The 17,526-nt window shown below is 71.6% G+C and carries 14 protein-coding genes; 7 read left to right on the top strand and 7 right to left on the bottom strand.

The genetic code is table 11. The annotated features are described in order from the left end of the window. Positions 1-4 precede the first annotated feature (4 nt). The 6 genes from ACWGKQ_RS18115 to ACWGKQ_RS18090 all read right to left on the bottom strand — a co-directional run bounded on the left by ACWGKQ_RS18115 (position 5) and on the right by ACWGKQ_RS18090 (position 6,943). Positions 5-1,792, bottom strand: coding sequence for a M3 family metallopeptidase (locus tag ACWGKQ_RS18115; RefSeq protein WP_453292901.1), 1,788 nt, complete (start codon positions 1,790-1,792; stop codon positions 5-7). Next, the gene (locus ACWGKQ_RS18110) at positions 1,780-2,982 is read right to left on the bottom strand and encodes an outer membrane protein assembly factor BamB family protein (RefSeq protein ID WP_453292900.1); all 1,203 of its coding nucleotides are present in this window, start codon (positions 2,980-2,982) and stop codon (positions 1,780-1,782) included. Before ACWGKQ_RS18110 ends, ACWGKQ_RS18115 begins: the two co-directional genes overlap by 13 nt. Beyond that, the gene (locus ACWGKQ_RS18105) at positions 2,954-4,387 is read right to left on the bottom strand and encodes an MATE family efflux transporter (RefSeq protein WP_453292899.1); all 1,434 of its coding nucleotides are present in this window, start codon (positions 4,385-4,387) and stop codon (positions 2,954-2,956) included. Before ACWGKQ_RS18105 ends, ACWGKQ_RS18110 begins: the two co-directional genes overlap by 29 nt. Further along, positions 4,384-5,610 carry a hypothetical protein gene (locus ACWGKQ_RS18100; RefSeq protein ID WP_453292898.1) on the bottom strand — a complete coding sequence of 409 codons (1,227 nt, stop codon included), beginning with the start codon at positions 5,608-5,610 and terminating at the stop codon, positions 4,384-4,386. Before ACWGKQ_RS18100 ends, ACWGKQ_RS18105 begins: the two co-directional genes overlap by 4 nt. 49 nt (positions 5,611-5,659) lie before the next feature. Continuing rightward, entirely contained in the window at positions 5,660-6,544 is an 885-nt protein-coding gene (locus ACWGKQ_RS18095; RefSeq protein ID WP_453292897.1) for an arginase family protein, read from the bottom strand. Between the two features lie 231 nt (positions 6,545-6,775). Beyond that, the gene (locus ACWGKQ_RS18090) at positions 6,776-6,943 is read right to left on the bottom strand and encodes a hypothetical protein (protein ID WP_165941543.1); all 168 of its coding nucleotides are present in this window, start codon (positions 6,941-6,943) and stop codon (positions 6,776-6,778) included. A gap of 318 nt (positions 6,944-7,261) precedes the next feature. Here ACWGKQ_RS18090 and ACWGKQ_RS18085 point away from each other — a divergent pair, with 318 nt between their 5' ends. The 4 genes from ACWGKQ_RS18085 (at position 7,262) to ACWGKQ_RS18070 (ending at position 11,700) form a co-directional block, all read left to right on the top strand. Then, positions 7,262-9,541: an ATP-binding protein gene (locus tag ACWGKQ_RS18085; RefSeq protein WP_453292896.1), complete on the top strand. Its 2,280-nt coding sequence runs from the start codon at positions 7,262-7,264 to the stop codon at positions 9,539-9,541. A 267-nt stretch (positions 9,542-9,808) separates the two neighbouring features. Next, positions 9,809-10,834, top strand: coding sequence for an ArsR/SmtB family transcription factor (locus ACWGKQ_RS18080; protein ID WP_453292895.1), 1,026 nt, complete (start codon positions 9,809-9,811; stop codon positions 10,832-10,834). 109 nt (positions 10,835-10,943) lie between these two features. Then, entirely contained in the window at positions 10,944-11,405 is a 462-nt protein-coding gene (locus tag ACWGKQ_RS18075; RefSeq protein ID WP_453292894.1) for a hypothetical protein, read from the top strand. Between the two features lie 94 nt (positions 11,406-11,499). Then, entirely contained in the window at positions 11,500-11,700 is a 201-nt protein-coding gene (locus ACWGKQ_RS18070) for a hypothetical protein (protein WP_453292893.1), read from the top strand. Positions 11,701-11,722: 22 nt separating this feature from the next. Here ACWGKQ_RS18070 and ACWGKQ_RS18065 read toward each other — a convergent pair whose 3' ends face one another. Continuing rightward, positions 11,723-12,727 (bottom strand): prolyl oligopeptidase family serine peptidase, encoded by a 1,005-nt coding sequence (locus tag ACWGKQ_RS18065; protein WP_453292892.1) that lies wholly within the window; start codon positions 12,725-12,727, stop codon positions 11,723-11,725. A 451-nt stretch (positions 12,728-13,178) separates the two neighbouring features. On the opposite strand from ACWGKQ_RS18065, the gene ACWGKQ_RS18060 reads away from it, so the two are divergent. The 3 genes from ACWGKQ_RS18060 (at position 13,179) to ACWGKQ_RS18050 (ending at position 17,256) form a co-directional block, all read left to right on the top strand. Then, positions 13,179-13,898 carry a TetR/AcrR family transcriptional regulator gene (locus tag ACWGKQ_RS18060; protein ID WP_453292891.1) on the top strand — a complete coding sequence of 240 codons (720 nt, stop codon included), beginning with the start codon at positions 13,179-13,181 and terminating at the stop codon, positions 13,896-13,898. Between the two features lie 168 nt (positions 13,899-14,066). Further along, positions 14,067-15,386, top strand: coding sequence for an MFS transporter (locus ACWGKQ_RS18055; protein ID WP_453292890.1), 1,320 nt, complete (start codon positions 14,067-14,069; stop codon positions 15,384-15,386). A 73-nt stretch (positions 15,387-15,459) separates the two neighbouring features. Continuing rightward, positions 15,460-17,256: a RecQ family ATP-dependent DNA helicase gene (locus ACWGKQ_RS18050; protein WP_453292889.1), complete on the top strand. Its 1,797-nt coding sequence runs from the start codon at positions 15,460-15,462 to the stop codon at positions 17,254-17,256. Positions 17,257-17,526 lie beyond the last annotated feature (270 nt).

Raw genomic sequence — 17,526 nt, 5'->3', positions numbered from 1 at the left:
CCCGTCAGACGGTCAGGGCCGACGAGCCGTACAACCGGAAGACCGCCGAGCTGTCGGGGACTCCGGCCGGCGCGTCCGCGTCGAAGCAGGGGGCGAAGAGCCTGCGCAGACCGGGCCGCCCGGTGATGTCGGCGAGGCTCAGGGCCCGGAACGCGGCGAACTTCTCGGCGCTGTCGGCCGCTCCCCACAGATAGCTGAAGTTCGCGCCGGGGTTGGCGACGTACATGGGCCAGGTGAAGTACGCGGCGACGTCGGCGAGGCGGTAGTGGCGGGTGAGGCCGTACCGGCGGTCCAGGCGGGCGAACGCGTCCTCGAGGCCGCCCGTGTCGCTGCGGTGCACCTCCAGGTCCAGGGCGGCGGTGATCGCCTGTTCCAGCAGGCCGGCCCGCTGTTCGACCATCTTGATACGGACGCACCGCGCCCACTCCTCCTCGCCCCCGGGTGTCGGCGTCAGCCGACGGCCGAACTCCGGGTGGCAGGCCCACTTCTCGAACCACATGCTCAGGCATTCCAGCCGCTCCGGCGGCAGGGACTCGAGCCCGGAGCGGAACGGCACGCCGGTGCGCAGGAGCACGTGGTTCAGGGCATGGCCGAACTCGTGGAACATGCCGTGCACGTTCTGGAAGGTGATGCGTCCGGTGCCCTCGGCGTCGGCGTGGAACCGGCACGAGACGTACGCGACGGGCCGCTGGACCAGGCCGCGCCAGTCGGTGCGGTCGCGCAGGCCGAGGGTGTGGTTGGGTCCCGGCGTCTTGCGGCCCGTGTCCCACAGATCGAACAGGATGTGCCCGATCTCGTCGTCCGCGTCCCGCACGGCGACCTCGACCACGTGGGGATGCGCGCTCGGCTGCCGCGTCAGCGTGAGGCCGAACACGGCCCGGGTCACGGCGAAGAGGAAGTCCAGGCACTCCTCCACGAGGAACGTCGGCACCCGTTCGGCGCCGAACACGGTGCGCATCGCGAACCCGAAGTGGTCCATCGGCCGGGATGCGGCACCCGTGACGGCCGTGATCTCGGATTCCACCTCCGCGTGGGCGGCCAGTGCCGTTTCGAGGCAGCCGGTCACGAAGGCGCCGATGTCGGCCTCGGGGATCCGGCACCGGGCCAGTGTCAGCGCCGCCGCGTTGGGCCGGCCGGCCCGCGCGCTCCGGCGGCGCCGTACCGTCACCATCGCGTCGAGGGCGGCCAGCAGGGCGGGCACCTGGGCGTCACGCGCCGCGGCCCACACCCGCGCCAGCTTGTCCCGGGTGGCGGTGCTCTCCAGGGAGCCCAGCACGGTGTAGTAGACCGCTCCCGGGTCCGCTCCCGGGTCGGCCGCCGCGTCCCGGACACCCACGCGCCGCAGGATCTCCCACCGGGTGTCCTGGACCCGGGCCAGCACGGCCTTCGCCTCGTCGAGGAGTTCGTCGAGCCGGGCGTCCTCGGCCGGGTCCCGTCGTTCGCCCGCGGTCAGGTGCGCGAGGTACTCCTCGCGGACGGCGTCCAGGCCGGGGGCGGCGCAGCGCAGTTCCCGCAGCCGTCGCAGGATCCGGGCGGTGAGGTCCTGGTCCTGGTAGAACGCCCGGCGCCAGGGCAGCAGCCGGGTGAAGTTCTCGTCGTCGTCGACGGCCTCCAGGTAGAGGAACACATAGGCCACGTTGTTGTAGACGGCCATGAGTTCGACGAGCGTCCGGTCGGTCAGGGAGTCCGCGGCGAGGATGACGTCCAGGCGGGACATCATTCCTGCCAGCGACTCCTCGATCGGGCTCGCGCTGTGTACTACAGGACCGGCGCTGGGTTCTACGGCGGGCACGAAGCGGCCTCCGGGTTCGCGGTCGCGGGCTGGAATCGGAACTCGTAGACGTCACCGGAGTAGGCGGCGCAGTACAGGGCGCCGTCCGGCGAGGCGAGCGGGGTGGTGTCCATCCGGGGCTCGTGGTCGGGCAGTCCGAGGACCTGGCTGCTCTCCCAGCGGAACCGCCCGTCGCAACGGCGCAGCGCGATCACGTTGCCGCGCTCGGCCGTCGCGATGAAGTCCCCGTTCGGCAGCACGCTGAAGGACGTGTACGAGCAGGGGGCGCCCTGGCCCGCCCGCCACACCGGCAGGTGCGTGCGCACGTCGACGCCGGTCACGGTGCCGTCCTGCGCGCCCACCGCCAGGACGTCCGCCGAGAGCGCCGGACTGGCCGTGATCTTGGCATCCAGGCACTCCGTGTGCCGCAGCCGTCCGGTGCGGGCGTCCAGGAACAGGCAGTCGCCGCCGACGGTGCAGATCACGACCTCCGCCGTGGCCCGGACGAAGACCGGGGAGGCCTTGATGTCGGCTCCCGCCGCGAACCGCCACAGCTCGCGTCCTTCGCCGGACAGGGCGATCACGTGGTCGCCGCAGCAGACGACGACACTGCCCTCGTCCGTGCCGGCCGGGCTGGCGTAGGGGTCCCGGTAGGAGGCCGTGCCGCCGGGTGCGGCGTGCCAGGGCTCGGGCAGGTCGCGGTCGAAGACGGGCTCGCCGGTGGACAGCCGGAAGGCCAGGCAGCGGGCGTGGAAGGCCGCCACCACGAGCAGGTCGGCCGCCGGGAGCGCGACCGGGGTCGCGTACACCGGAAGCCCCGCGCGGGCGGCCCACACCAGCTTCCCGCGCAGGTCGAGGCAGGTGATCAGGCCGCTGGTGGCCGCGACGACCACCCGGCGCCGTACCGGGTCGACCACGAGGGAGGCGTACACCCCGCTGTCGAGGCGGCGCTCCCAGAACACCTTGCGCAGTCCCCGGCCGTAGAACCGCACCCGGCCGTCGTCGGCGGCGAGCAGCACCCCGACGCCCGGCACCACCGCGGGAGAGGCGCTGACCGGTACCGGGAGGGTGCGGCCCAGCCGCTCGTTGTGGTGGGTGAGGCGGCGGTGGCCGAACACCACGGGTTCCCTGCTCCAGTGGAAGGTCCCGTGCTCGCCGCCCGGCAGGACGGACTTCACCGGGTCATGCCGGAACGCCGACACCTGTGTCACGGCCCACCTCGTTCCGCGTCCAGTGGTCCCGGTGGAGCGACCTGCGCAGGACGGCGGCGAGCACCGCCGAGGGAAGCACGCCCGAGGCGATCACCAGGAACGGGGAGTGCAGTACGAACACGCCCACAGCGGCCAGCGGAATGGCGAGGGTGTACGTGGTGACGGCCGAGGCGGTGGCGAGCAGGGCACCGCGCTGGTGCACGGAGAGGATCTCCCCGAAGTGGTTCTCCAGCAGGTAGGCGGGGACGGTGAGGAGGAAGGCGAACAGGAGGGACCGGGTCAGCCGTTCGTCCTGTCCTGCACCGGCGAAGAGCCGTACCAGCCAGGGGGCGGTCAGTGCCACGGTCACCGCGCCGAAGGCCGTGGGGATCGCCGCGTAGCGCAGCAGGGTGCGTGCGGTGCTGGGCAGGGGGCGCGCGGTGCTCGGCAGAGGGCGTGCGGTGCTCGGCGCGGTGCGTCCGGTGCCCGGCAGGTCGTCCCCGCTCTGGCCGAGCCGGTAGCCGTAGTACACGAAGGTCCCCGACACGCAGGCCTGCGGGATGCGGCAGAACAGGCTCCAGATCTTCGTGGCCACCGTGACCGCCGCGAGCACCTGCACTCCCAGCGTGCCCAGCAGCAGCGTGACGGTGATCGTGCCCGCGTAGTCGTTGAAGTGCCGCGCGCCCACGCCCGGAGCGTTGCGCGCCATCGAGCGGGCCTCGGCGAGGACCGCGGCACGCCCGGGGCGGGTGAACCGCTCGCCACGAGCCCGCATCCGGCGCAGGAAGATGCGCAGGGCGAAGCAGGCGATCAGCAGCTGGGCGCCGGTGGTCGCCGTCGCGACCGCGACCACCGGGGAGGCGAACCGTCCGGACAGCGGCGTGTAGAGGAACGCCCAGTCCAGAACGGCGTTGGTGGCGAAGCCGACGACGAGCAGCAGCAGGGACCTGTTCTTCAGCCCGCAGATCTTGAGGGCCTCGTTCAGGGCGGCGTAGAGGATCGTGAAACCGAGGCTGCAACTGCGCACGGTCACGAAGTCAGCTGCCAGCGGGGCCAGTTGACGGCTCTGACCGGCCAGGCGCAGCCCGGGCTCCACGGCGGACGAGAGCAGCACGGCCAGCGCCTGGGCCACGAGGAGGAGGACGAGCAGTGCCGCCGCCAGTTCCGGCAGCCGCCGCGCGAGGTCCGCTCTCCCCTCCGCGATCGCCAGGCGGCTGCTGAAGGTGTCCACGACGCCGATGGCGAGCAGTGCGGTCAGGCCCGCGTTGACGACGTCACCGAGGCCGACCGCCGCCACCTGGTCGAGGCCCTTGGGGGAGATCAGGAGGATGTCGATGGCTCCGAAGCCGACCGACACGAGACCGGTGAGGAAGATCGTCGTCGCGAAGCCGGCGTAGTTCCTGGTGGTCAGTTCGGTGTGCTTCATGTCGCCTCGCCTGCCGGGATGCGGAGCTGGTCGAGCAGCGACCGGAAGTCGGCGGCGGCCGGGTCACCGCTGCGCCTCGCGACGGCCAGGCCGTGCCGCAGCACCGTCTCGTCGCGGGGCACGAGGCCGGTCAGGCGCCGGTAGTGCGCCAGGGCGCGTACGTCGTCGCCGAGGCGTTCCCTCGCCCGGGCCGCCCGCAGGAGGTGGTGTCCGTAGTACGGCGGACCGATCGTGACGGCCTTCTCGTACAGGGCGGCCGCTTCCGTGAGCCGGTCGAAGTGGGCGTAGGCGTCGGCGAGTTCGCCGTAGCTCGGGGACCAGGCCGGGTCCAGCGCGATGAGGTCGAGGCCCGACCGCTCCGCCCGGTCCGCGTCCCGGGTGACGTACATGTGCTCCTTCAGGGAGGACTCGTGGTACGTCTTGAGGAAGTGGGCCTCGTAGGCGCGCGGCCGGCCGGCCAGGGAGTGTGCGGCGGCCTCGCGGGTGAACTCCATGTAGCGGCGGGTCAGCCGGGCCTTGCCCCGGGCCGCGGGCACCATGGCGAGGGCGCGGTACCACGCCGACAGTGAACCGGCCCCCAAGTCCCCCGGGTTCCTGGCGAGTTCGCGGCCGGTCGCCACGTACCAGAGGAAGTCCGCGGTCGGCAGGTCGCGGCGTTTCAGGTACCAGACGACCGCCTGTGCGCAGGCGTCGAGAGTCCGGTCCGCGGGCAGCGAGCCGGACTCGACGGCCCGGCGCATCGCGAGGAACGCCCGGGAGGTGGCCGGGCCGTCTCCGTGCCGGTTGGCCACCACGAAGCGCAGCATCGCCACCTCGAAGGCGTCGACCGGCGTGGTGGCCCGCGGTTCGGCGTGGTCCAGGATCCGGGCGGCCGGGCCGAAGCGCGAGACGCTGATCAGGGCGGCCGCCACGTTGACCGACTCCACCACCGACAAGTCGCCAGCACCGTCGGCCAGTTCACCGAGCCGGGCGGTCGCGTCCGAAGGGCGGTGGCGCAGTTCGGCCAACCGGTCGTAGGCGATGCCGTCGAGCAGGGCCACCTCGCGGAGCACATTGGGCTCGAAGACCTGCGCGAACCGGTATCCGTGGCGGGAGAGGTCGGCGGACTGGTACTGCTCCACACACGCCCGCGAGAAGAGGTCGCTGTCCTGGAGCGGCGAGAACGTGAGGCCTAGCATCGTCTCCTGGAAGGCGTTTCGGGTACGCGTTTCGCTGGTGGGCATGGTCCCCCCGTGGGAAGGCTTCTGTACATGCGGCTTCGGGCGTGCGCTGTCAGAGGTTCGTCCGGGCGTTCGCCTGTCGGCCGGCCCAGCTCAGCAGGTGGACGAAGACGAGTGCGGCACGCTGGGCGTCGGCGAGTGTCTTCGGGGACCTGTCCGCCCGGTCGGCCGCGAACTCGACGACGTCGAATCCGATGAGCCGGTTGTCCGCCAGCGCGAGGTCGATCAGCCGCAGCAGGCGGCGCAGGCTCAGCCCGACGGTCGCGGGGTACCCGGTCGACGACATCTCGGCCGCGTCCAGCACGTCCAGGTCGACGCTGACGTAGACGTCCTCGCCCCGCCCGACGACTTCGCGGAAGGCCGCGGGGTCGTCGATCTCGGGGGCCGACACCGACACCTGACGGCCGACGGAGCGCAGGAACCCGGGCAGGGCGTGCGCGCTGTCGTCCTCGACGGTGGCGAAGGGGAAGACTCCGACCTGGAGCAGCCGTCCCGGGCCGATCACGTCGGACACGTGGGACATGACGTTGGTGTGGAAGACCGGATCCCGCTTCCCGGGCCGCGCGGGGGCGCCCTCCCAGATCTGCAGGTCCAGGTGGTGGTCGAACTGGATCACCGTGAAGGGGCGGGTGCGCCGTTGGGCCAGTGCCGAGACGACCGGGAGCGTCACGGTGTGGTCGCCGCCGATCAGGCAGGGCGCCACCCGCGGCGGAAGCGCGGCGACGAATGCCCGGGTCGCCTCCAGTACCCCCGTCAGGGTGGTCTCGGTGGTGGCCAGGTCGCCCACGTCGACGATCCCGTCGTGCCATCCCGCACCGTGCCTGAGGTCGACCACCCGGGCCGAAGCGGCCGACCACGTGTACTCCTTCGACACGGTACGCAGGAAGAACGGCCCGTGCTCCGCGCCGCGGTGGGGGCTTCCCAGGGAATGGCCCACACCGGCGACGGCGGCCACCGTGCCGGCCGGGATGCTCTGCGGATCCGCGGGAGGCAGCCCGCAGAAGGAAGTCGTCCTGGAAGTGGTCCTGTTGCCTCTGGACAATGCGCTGCCCTCTGTGTGCCGTGCCGAGGTGCGGGGACGGCGGGCCTGCCGCCGCCCCCGCGTGGTCACTTCACGGACCCCACGAGCACGCGCGGGCCACACCCGGCGTGCTCGGCGGCGGTCCGGTCAGGCCTCGGCGCCGAGCAGGGCGTCGAGTTCCGCGTCGACGTCGACGTCCTCGGCGAGCGAGCCCAGCACGACCTCGGTCTCCAGAGCCTCGGACTCGAAGAACATCGCGACCGAAGTGGTGCGGAAGAACGCCGGCTTCTTTTCCAGGGAGTAGCTTTCCATCATGACCTCCTCCGTTGGACGGCGGCGCGCATCGAGCCGGTCGAGAACAGCGGAACGCGGCCCCGACGAACATTCCCACGGAGAGGGAGTCTCCGTGGCAACGATGTCGCCCCCGTAGGCGATTGACTGCCGTTTCAGGCTGAGGTCCGCCGCCCTGGCCCGGCAAACGTTTCGACCAGGGTCGAAACCCGGGTACCGCGCGGTGCTTGCGGGCAGCTCCCGGCCGGAACGGGTGCCGGTCCGCGGTGGTGCGACGCCCGCAGGGCGAACCGCGCGCCGAACCGGTCGCCTGTCACCGACCGCCCTGGTAGGAAGGGCTGTATGGAAGATCACTTCGGCGCGGCCGTCCGGCGGTTCAGGCTGCGCGCGGGGCTGACCCAGGAAGCCCTGGCCGAGCGTTCCGGCGTTTCGGTCAGCACGATCCGCGGTGTGGAGACCGGCAAGCGCCGCAACCCGCAACTCGCATCGGTGCGCCGGCTGACCGCCGCGCTCGGCCTGCTGCCGGGCGAACAGGACGAACTGCTGGCCGCGGCGGGCGCGGCCGAGCCCTCGGCGATCCCGGTACCGCGCCAACTGCCCGCCCCGCCCGCTCCGTTCGTGGGCCGCGAGAACGAGCTGCAGCGGCTCGACGCCGCCCTGGCACCCCGTTCGGGGGCGTCGGCCACTGTGGTCGTCTCCGCGATCGCCGGCGCGGGCGGGGTGGGCAAGTCCTGGCTCGCGTTGCACTGGGCGCACCGGAACGCCGACCGGTTTCCCGACGGGCAGCTCTTCGTCGATCTACGGGGTTTCAGCCCCGACAGCGATCCGATGGATCCGGCCGTGGCGGTACGCGGGTTCCTCGACGCGCTGGGTGTCGAGCCCGGCCGCATCCCCGTCGCCCCGCACGCGCAGGCGGCGTTGTTCCGCAGCCTGGTGGCGGGAAAGCGGATGCTGCTGGTGCTCGACAACGCCGCCGGCACCGCCCAGATCACCCCTCTGCTGCCGGGCGGCGACACCTGCACCGTGCTGGTCAGCAGCCGCAACCGGATGCCGGGCCTGATCACCGGGCACGGCGCGCACCACGTGTCCGTCGACATACTCACCGACGCCGAGGCCCGCAGGCTGCTCGCCGCCCGCCTGGGCACCGAACGCATCGACGCCGAAGCGGCGGCGGTGGACGAACTCGTCGGCCTGTGCGGCGGGTTCCCGCTGGCGCTCGGCATCATCGCGGGCCGCGCCCACACCGACCCGCACCTGCCGCTGGCCGACCTCGCCGACGAACTGCGCGACGGCGCACTCGACGTACTCGACGACGCCGACCCCGCCGCGAGCCTGCCCGCGGTGCTCTCGTCCTCGCACCGCGCGTTGACCGACGCAGAGGCCGAGGTGTTCGGGCTGCTGGCGATCGCCCCCGGACCGGACATCGGCCTGTCCGCCGCCGGCAGCCTCACCGGCCTGGGCCGAAGCCGGACCAGGGCCCTGCTGCGCAGGCTGGAACAGGCGTCGCTCATCGGCCAGGACGGCCGCGGCCGCTACCGCATGCACGACCTGATCCGCCGTTACGCCACCACCGCCCACGACCTGGCCGACGGCACCCGCGAGGCGGCACTCGGGCGGGTGCTGGACTTCTACACCCATACCGCGTACGCCGCCGACCAGTTGCTGGACTCCCACCGCGCTCCCATCCAGCTCGCTCCACCGGCCCCCGGCTGCCATCCCGAGGCGCCGGCCGACATCCCGGCGGCGATGGACTGGTTCGACGCCGAGCACCGCAATCTGCTCGCCGCCCAGGGCGCCGCCGTCGCACACGCCGCACACCGCACGGCCTGGCAACTGGCCTGGACGCTGTACAACTTCCAGTACCGGCGGGGACACCGCCATGACCAGCTCACCGTGTGGCGGATCGCGGTCGACTCCGCGGGCCGGCTCTCCGACCCCGGCGCCCAGATCCTCACTCATCGGCTCCTGGGCCGTGCCTTCGTCGTGCTCGGTCACCATGAGGAGGCGATAGAGGCACTCGACCGGGCCCTCGCCCTGAGCGAGCGGCAGAACGACCGCGCCCTCCAGGCCCAGGCGCACTACACGCTCGCGTCGATCTGGCCGGACGGCCGGCGGGCGCTGGAGCACGCCAGGCTCGCGCTGGACCTCTACCGCGGGCTCGACCAGCCGATCGCGGAGGCCAACGCGCTCAACGCCGTGGGCTGGTACGCCGCGCGCCTCGGCCAGTACGACACCGGCCGCGAGCACTGCCAGGCCGCCCTCGCCCTCTACCTGTGCCACCGGGACGTGAACGGCCAGGCGCAGACCCTGGACAGCCTCGGCTACATCGACCACCACAGTGGCCGCCACCACGACGCCATCGGACACTACCGCCAGGCCATCAGCCTGTACCGCGACCTCGACAACGCCTACGAGACCGCCGACACGCTCGACCGGCTCGGTCATCCCCACGCCGCCCTGGGCCGCCCCGACCAGGCCCGCGCGGTGTGGCGGGAGGCGCGCGACCTGTACCGGCAGCAAGGACGTCACCAGGAGGCCGAGCACGTCGAGCGGCTCCTTGACGGCCTCGGCGAACAGGACGACCCCGACCGGCAAACCCGGTCACAGGTGAACGGTGCGTGAGCTGTTCGCCCGCCCGGCACGTCGGCACGATGGAGCGGGAAGCAGCACGGCGTGCGACTCGGGGCGGACCTCCCGGTAAGGAAACGAGACAGCGCACGGTGCGCAGCCGCATCACCGGCACCACCGGATACAGCGGCATCCGGCCGATCTCCCGCGCGTCGGTCGCAGGACCGCAACCATCCGCAGGTACCCGTCGGTCATCACCCATGACGACCGTCACCGCTCTTCACCCCCGGCCGACCCCCCACCGTCCGCGAATGAGGCCGCATGCTCCGAATCCACTTCACCTCGCACGACTTACAGAACATCCGCATCGCACGTCGGCCCGATCCGCTCTGGGAACTCGTCTGCGCCACCTGCCGGTTGGTGACGCACCAGGGCCCGCTCGAGTTCGGGGCATGGCGCCGCTCCGTCCGTGAACGGCTCGCCACGGACCCGGTGGCCGGTCGTGCCCTGCACACGGTGCGGACACTCGTCCCGCCCGTCGGGTACATCCCCGACTTCCTCACCCCGTCCGTCGTGGCAGGAGGTCTGCCCGCGGCCCTGGAGGAGATCCGGGCCACCCCTCCCGGCCGGCTGCGCCACGACCTGGGCAGGCTCGCCGCCGAGCGTCCGCTGCCCGCGTGGACCACGGCGCTCGGCCGGCCGGGGGACCGCGGCATGCGCTCTCTGGCGAAGGCCCTGGAGATCTCCGCCAGGACGCTGCTCGAACCGCGCTGGGCGCACGCCCGCAGAGCCGTCCGCGACGAGGTCGACATGCGTTCCCGTGTCCTTCTCGACGGCGGTGTGCTGGCTCTGCTGGAGAGCCTGCGTCCGCTCGCCCGCTGGCGGTCGCCCGTCCTGGAAGTGGAGTACCCCACCCACCGCGACCTCCATCTGGAGGGGCGCGGGCTGCTGCTCGTCCCGTCCTACTTCTGCTGGCGCAGGCCCACCGCCCTGGCCGATCCCGCCCTCGGCCCGGTCCTGGTCTACCCGGTCACCGCACGGCCGCTCGACTCGATCGCCCTCGACGGCAACGGACTCGACCGGCTGCTGGGCCGTACCAGGGCCTCGGTCCTCGCCGAGGTGGCCCGCGGCGGTCCCCGGACCACCTCCGAAGTGGCGACGGCTGTCGGCATCGCCCTGCCCAGCGCCAGTTACCAGCTCGCCGTTCTCCGGGACGGAGGACTGGTGGCGAGCCGGCGCGACGGGCAGTACGTGCGGCACTCGGTGACGCTCATCGGCTACCGGCTCCTGGACGGAGACGAAGGGGAGCTGCACCAGTCGGGGCAGACCGTCGGCCGCGCCCGGTAGTGCAACCGTCCACAGATTGCCAGTAGTTCGAGCAGGTTCGAATTGCTTCTCCCCCGCCCGGTGCACGAGCCAGCATCGAACCGCACCACTCGACCCAACGGGGGAAAACATGAACGTGATCCGCAATCACCGCACCCGTCGCACCGCGACCGCGGGCGTCACCCTTGTGATGGCGGCGGTCCTCGGGACCGCCGGAGCCGCCGCCTCGGACGCCGGGACCGCGGCTCCGCGGGCGCAGCAGACCCAGCAGATCGCCTCGTCCGTCCTCGGCGGCGACTACAAGATCACGCTCACCGCGCTGCGCTCGCCGGAGGACGAGTACGCCGCCTCGGTGCAGCTGCAGGTCTACACGCACGACACCGGTACCTGGAAGGAATCCGACCGGGTCACGGTGGGCGATGTCGACGGGTGGTTCTGGTACCCGCTGACCGGCAGCCACGCCGTCTGCGAGTTCACGACCGCGAGCACGGAGCCCGCACCCCTCGCCGTCAGCCTGCTGATCACCCCGTCCATCGGCTGCTCCGAGCCGGTGCACTACGTCGTGAAGCAGGGCCGGGTGTACGCCGGCTGAACCGTGCTGAGCGGTCCCCATCGATCGGATCAGTCAGACCAGTCGGATCAGTCGGATCAACCAGATCACTCAGATTGTCGATCAAGGAGCCGGAATGTCTCTGCGTAAGCGTGTGGTGGCCGTCGTGTTCACGTCGGCCACCGCCTTCGTCGCCCTGGCTCCGCAGGCGATGGCCGCCCCCATGCCGTGGGAGACCAGCAAGACCCCGGCGACGACCGCTCATCACACCGGTTCGGCGACGCTCCGCGAGACCGGCACGGTCACCGTGCGGTGCGGGAACCCCTGCTACCAGTAGGCTCCCGCCCGCCGGCGACGGCCTAACCGGCATGGCCTGCCAGGAAATCCGTGATGTAGCTCATCGTCATCTTCGTGGACCAGGGCTTTTCAGCTCCGCCGGCGGAGCCGGCCGTCGTGACGGTCGTGTCGCCATGGCCGGCCCCGGTGAGCACGACGCGCTTGGCGTCGACGCCCTTGTCCTTGAGGGCGGTGAACAGGTTCAGTGTCTGGCTGGGCGAGACCAGCGGGTCGGCGCTGCCGTGCAGGAGAAGGAAGGGCGGCGTCGAGGAGGAGATGTGGGTGGCCGGGTTCGCGGCGGCCATCTGCCTGGTGTACGTCTTGATGGACTTGGTCGTCCCGGGGCCGTAGACCCATTGCGCGGCCGCGTTGCCCGCGGCGTAGTTGCCGTCCTGGGCGGCCTGGTCGTAGTCGGAGGCGAGTTCCGACAGGTTGGCCGGCCCGAACTCGTCCACCACTCCCTGGACCTTGCTGCTCCGGTCGAGGTGGTCGCCGACGTCGTACGTCTTGTCGCCGTTGGTGACGCCGGTCATGGCCGCCAGGTATCCGCCCGCCGACTGGCCCCACACGAAGACGTGATCCGTGTCGATCCGGTAGGTGTCGGCGTTGGCGCGCAGGTAGCGGATGGCGGACTTGACGTCGGCGAGGGCGTCCTTGTAGGTGGCACCGCCGGTGGTGGTGCGGTACTGGATGCTGGCGACCGCGTAGCCCTGGTCGGCGATGTAGGTGCGCTGGTCGAGGTTGGCGGTCCGGTCCGACAGCATCCAGCCGCCGCCGGTGATGTAGACGACCAGGGGCTTCTTGCCCGAGGACTTGGGCACCTGGATGTCGAGCTTCAGGTCGGTCTTCTTGCCTTGGGTGGTCGGCGAGGAGTAGGTGATGTCGTCGGTCTCCGTGACCGCCGACGTGTCGCAGGTGATCGCCGGGCCGCTGGGGTCGATGACCGTGCTGGTGCTGTTGTCGGTCTTCTTGATCGTCTTGGCCTGAACGAAGCTCGCGCCTCCACCGCCCGGACCTCCGGACGGCATGCCCGTGGGTGTGCCGCCCCCTTTCGCGGGTCCCGAGGCGGATTCCGGACATGCGGACGCCGACGCCGATGCGGCGGACGATCCGGTCGAAGAGTCCGAAGAGTCATCCGCCCCGCAGCCGGTGAGCACCCCACCGGTCACGAGAGCAGCCACCGCCACCGCGGCGACCCGTCCTGCGTGCCGAGGCCGTCGCCACCGCTTCCCTTTGCCATGGCCCGCAACCGCGTCGTGTCCCTGCATCGTGCCTTCTCCCGCTGTGTCGAACGGAGACGAATACGGAGATGGAATCTCCGTTTCCCTGTCCGGCCACCGTAACACGAAACGGAGATCTCGTCTCCGTTTCAACGGACGGGATGCACGACCGACGGCCGGCGGGCGCTCAGGGCCCGCGGGCGGCTCGGTCGTACGATGTGCCAGGACGATCACGCACCCCCGAAAGCGAGCCCTCCCCATGGCTGCACCCTCCGCATCCGGCGAGGCCGGCGACTCCGGTGGGGCACGCACACCCAGGCCGCGGCGCGACCGCGAGCTGAACCGCCGCAAGCTCCTCGCCGCCGCTCGCGAGGTGTTCCGCGATCACGGTCTGAAGGCGACCCTCGACGACGTCGCCCGCCATGCCGGGCTTGGGGTGGGGACGGCCTATCGCCACTTCCCCAACAAGCAGGCCCTGATCGACGAGCTGGTCGACGACATGTTCGCGCGCGTCGAGGAAGCCACCCGGGAGGGGGCGGAGGACGCCGACGCCTGGCGCGGACTGACGGTCAGCCTGGAGCGCGTGGCGGAACTGCAGGCGCTCGATCGCGGCCTGCGCGAGGTCGTGCTGCACAGCGAGCGTGCGGTGCCGGCGGGGCTGCGGCACCGGGAACAGATCAGGCGGAACGTCGATCTCGTGGTCGAGCGGGCCAAGGAGCAGGGCGTGCTGCGCGCGGACGCGGAGCCCTGGGATCTGGTCGTGATCCAGCAGATGCTGGCCGCGGTGACCGAGCGAAGCGGACAGCCGGAGCTGTGGCGGCGCTATCTGAAACTGTTGCTGGACGGCTTGCGAGCCGGCCCCGAGCGCACGGAACCACTGCCCGGCGAGGACTACGGCAAGCGGCTTGACGTGCAGGGACCGAACTGGATCGGGCCGCCGCCGCCGGGAGCGGACGTCCCAGCCCCGCCGTGCGACTGAAGGAAAATCCTCGGGTTCGGCTCTTGACGGCGCTCGTTCGGCCCCCACACACTCAGGGCCGCGATCGATGAAGAATCCTTCACTCGACGAACTTCGCGCCCGGCAGCCATGGGCAGGTCCGCCCGCAGGCTGCGCCTGAGCCGCGCACGAACCCCTTCTGGAGCTTCCATGCCCTCCTACGGCACAGCCATGTCTCCGCCCGGTACGCCACACCGCACCCTCCGCACCGTCGCCCCCGTCCTGGCCCTGTGCTGGCTCGCGGTCTTCTTCGACGGCATGGACGTCAACATCTACGGCGCCGCCCTGCCGCATTTGCTCGAAGATAACGGTCTCGGACTCAGCAAAGCCTCCGCCGGAACCATCGGCAGCTGGACCACGTTCGGCATGCTCATCGGTGCGCTCACCGCCGGAAACGTCACCGACTGGGTGGGGCGGCGCCCCTTGCTCGTGGCCAGCGTGAGTCTCTTCTCCGCCGGCTCGGCCGTGTGCGCCCTCGCCGCGAATCCCACGGTGTTCGGTACCGGCCGGTTCCTCGCCGGCCTCGGGCTCGGCGGGCTGGTGCCGTTGTGCCTGGCGATCGTCATGGAATTCGCCCCGCCACGCCGAGTGGCACTGACGACCGGCCTGCTGATGACCAGTTACCACGTGGGCGGCATGGCCGCCACCGGACTCGGCCTGACAGTCGCCCCGGCGGCAGGCTGGCGCTGGGTGTTCTGGGCCGGTGCGGTCCCGGCCGCGATCGCCGTACCGCTGCTGCTGAAGCTGATGCCCGAGTCACCCGGCGTCCTGCTCGCCAAGGGGCGAGGGGCACAGGCCGACGCGATCACCGACCGATACGGACTGCCGCGCACCGTCCCGGTCGCAGCACCGGTTGCGGGTGCGAAGGGACGACTGCAGGCGGTGCGCACTCTGTTCGCCGCCGAGTCCCGCTTCGCCACCCCACTCCTGTGGCTGGCATCCTTCTGTGGTCTGCTCCTGGTATACGGCGTGAGCACCTGGCTGCCGCAGATGATGCTGGCCTCCGGCTACGGCATGACGTCCTCGGTCAGCTTCCTGCTCGTGATCAACGCGGGCGGTGTCGTCGGCATGCTGATCGCGGGCCGCACGGCCGACCGCTATGGCGCGGTGCGCGTCTCGGCGATCTGGTTCGTCCTGACGGCGGCCGGCGCCCTGCTGCTCCAGGCGCACCTGCCGCTGGCTGCCACCTACGCCGTGGTCGCCGTGACCGGCGTCTGGCTCTTCAGCGCGCAGGTCATGGTCTACGCCGCCACCAACACCGTCTACCCCGAGAGCGCACGGGCGACAGGGCTCGGCTGGGTGACCGGGGTCGGCCGCAGCGGCGCGGTGCTCGGCCCCTGGCTCGTCGGCGCACTGGCCGACAACGGTCACGACACCTGGGGCTTCACCGCCTTCGCGCTGGCCGGGATCATCGGCGCGATCGCCATAGCTCTCGTACCACTCGCGGGTGCTCGTACACCGATCGCGTGAGGCGATATCCCGGCGAACCGGGGTAACCGCCAGACACACACGGCGGTTGGACGCCCATCCTTCAAGGAGAACCATGTTCGCACGCACGTCCCGTCGTCTGCGCGTCACCGCTCGTCGGGTCTTCGGCTGGCAGCGGTTGCGTCCGGCCCAACTGACCGCGATGAAGGCCGTGATGAAGGGACGTGACGTGCTGGCCGTCATGCCGACCGGCGCGGGCAAGTCCGCCGTGTACCAGGTGCCCGCGGTCCTGCTCGGCGGTCCGGTCGTGGTCGTCTCGCCGCTGATCGCGCTGCAGCGGGACCAGATGCAGAGCCTGCTCGGATCCGGCGCGCTGCGCGCCGCCGCCATCAACTCGGCTCAGCGGCGAAGCGACAACGAGACGGCATGGGCCCGCATCAGCGCCTCCTCGGTCGACGTGGTCTTCCTCGCTCCTGAGCAGCTCGCCAAGCCGGACGTCACCGACCGGCTCGCTGCCGTCCGGCCTCGGCTGCTGGTGGTGGACGAGGCACACTGCGTGTCGTCCTGGGGGCACGACTTCCGGCCGGACTACCTGCGACTGCGCCACGCGCGCGAGCGGCTCGGCAACCCGCCGGTGCTCGCCCTGACCGCGAACGCGGCGGCCCCGGTACGCCGGGACATCGCCGAACGCCTCGGCATGAACGACCCGGTGGAGGTAGTGGCCGGTTTCGACCGTCCCAACATCCACCTGGACGTGTCGGCCTTTCAGGACGGAGCCGCCAAGGAGCGGTTCGTCGTGGAGCGGGCGGCCGTCGAGGAGAAGCCGGGCATCGTGTACGCGGGGACACAGCGGGCCGCGGACGGCTACGCCGAGCAGCTGAGCGGCCTCGGACTGTCCGCCGCGAGCTACCACGCGGGCCGGTCCGCCGCCGAACGCGGCCGAACCCAGGACCGGTTCAGCTCCGGTGAACTCGACGTGGTCGTGGCGACCTCGGCGTTCGGGATGGGCATCGACAAGGCGAACGTACGGTTCGTGCTGCACGCGTCCGTGCCCGGCTCGCTCGACGCCTACTACCAGGAGATCGGCCGGGCCGGCCGCGACGGGGCACCGGCCAGGGCGATCCTCGCCTACCGTCCGCAGGATCTGGGCCTGCAACGTTTCTTCGCCGCCGGCGCTCCCGACGCAGCCGCGCTGCGCCGCGTCGCTGAGCGGCTGCGCAGCGCGGCGGGCACCGTGGGCGCGACCCGCCTGCGGGCCGACTGCGAACTCGACCCGACGGCACTGTCCGCCGTGCTGAACCTGCTGGAGGAGGCCGGGGCCGTCCGTACCGGACGGGACGGCAGCCGCTTCACCGGCGCGGCCGGCGGCTCCGCCGACGACGACGTCGAGGCCGCTGTGCAGAGCGCCCTCGCCGTCCACGCCACGCACCGCAAGCTCGAACAGTCCCGGGTCGACATGATGCGCGGGTACGCCGAGACGACCGACTGCCGGCGGCGGTTCCTCCTCGGATACTTCGGCGAGTCCGTCCCCACCCCGTGCGGGGCGTGCGGCAACTGCACGGGCCCGGTGGCCAGGCCTGCGAGCGGGCTGCGGCGCGCGCGGTCCGGGGCCGCCGGTCGGCCCTACAAGGCGGCCGCGCGGCAGCGCCGGTGGCTCCGGGCCGGTGCGCGGGCGGGCGCCTCCGCGGGTGCCGTCCGGGCGGCGGAGTCGGTCGCACGCCCCGCGGCGGACGAGCACGCCTACCTGCCGGGCGTCCGCGTGCGCCATGACCAGTGGGGCCAGGGCGAGGTCATGAGCGAGGGCGACGGCAAGATCACCATCCTGTTCGAGTCGGTCGGGTATCGCACCCTGTCGCTGGCCGTGGTGACGGACAAGCAGCTGCTCGCCACGTTGCCCGACTCACCGCGCTGACGCGGCACCCGCAAGCCCCGGGCGTCGAGAGAGGGTCCTGCCGTGGCGGGCGGCGGAGCCGACGCCGCGTTCCCCGTAGTGACTCACCCCCGTATCGCTGAGACACTGAGCCGAAGATCCAAAAAATCTCGGACAGCCGATGCCAAAGTCCGACCCTCCGCCCAGCCGATGACGTAAGGATTCGAGAGCCCCGTGCATCACACGTAAGGAATCGCTGCCGCTCATGCACGGCGCTCGGGGATACCGGGCGGCTGGACGTGGCGACAGACG

It is taken from the genome of Streptomyces sp. NPDC054770 (genome assembly GCF_053611985.1).
This window is presented reverse-complemented; position numbering and strand designations above follow the sequence as displayed.

Excerpts from the sequence above, each read along its gene's own strand:
- ACWGKQ_RS18050 (WP_453292889.1), top strand. The coding sequence starts at position 15,460 with ATGTTCGCACGCACGTCCCGTCGTCTGCGCGTCACCGCTCGTCGGGTC.
- ACWGKQ_RS18090 (WP_165941543.1), bottom strand. The coding sequence starts at position 6,943 with ATGATGGAAAGCTACTCCCTGGAAAAGAAGCCGGCGTTCTTCCGCACC.
- ACWGKQ_RS18055 (WP_453292890.1), top strand. The coding sequence starts at position 14,067 with ATGCCCTCCTACGGCACAGCCATGTCTCCGCCCGGTACGCCACACCGC.
- ACWGKQ_RS18060 (WP_453292891.1), top strand. The coding sequence starts at position 13,179 with ATGGCTGCACCCTCCGCATCCGGCGAGGCCGGCGACTCCGGTGGGGCA.
- ACWGKQ_RS18070 (WP_453292893.1), top strand. The coding sequence starts at position 11,500 with ATGTCTCTGCGTAAGCGTGTGGTGGCCGTCGTGTTCACGTCGGCCACC.
- ACWGKQ_RS18075 (WP_453292894.1), top strand. The coding sequence starts at position 10,944 with ATGAACGTGATCCGCAATCACCGCACCCGTCGCACCGCGACCGCGGGC.
- ACWGKQ_RS18085 (WP_453292896.1), top strand. The coding sequence starts at position 7,262 with ATGGAAGATCACTTCGGCGCGGCCGTCCGGCGGTTCAGGCTGCGCGCG.
- ACWGKQ_RS18080 (WP_453292895.1), top strand. The coding sequence starts at position 9,809 with ATGCTCCGAATCCACTTCACCTCGCACGACTTACAGAACATCCGCATC.
- ACWGKQ_RS18100 (WP_453292898.1), bottom strand. The coding sequence starts at position 5,610 with ATGCCCACCAGCGAAACGCGTACCCGAAACGCCTTCCAGGAGACGATG.
- ACWGKQ_RS18105 (WP_453292899.1), bottom strand. The coding sequence starts at position 4,387 with ATGAAGCACACCGAACTGACCACCAGGAACTACGCCGGCTTCGCGACG.
- ACWGKQ_RS18065 (WP_453292892.1), bottom strand. The coding sequence starts at position 12,727 with ATGCCGTCCGGAGGTCCGGGCGGTGGAGGCGCGAGCTTCGTTCAGGCC.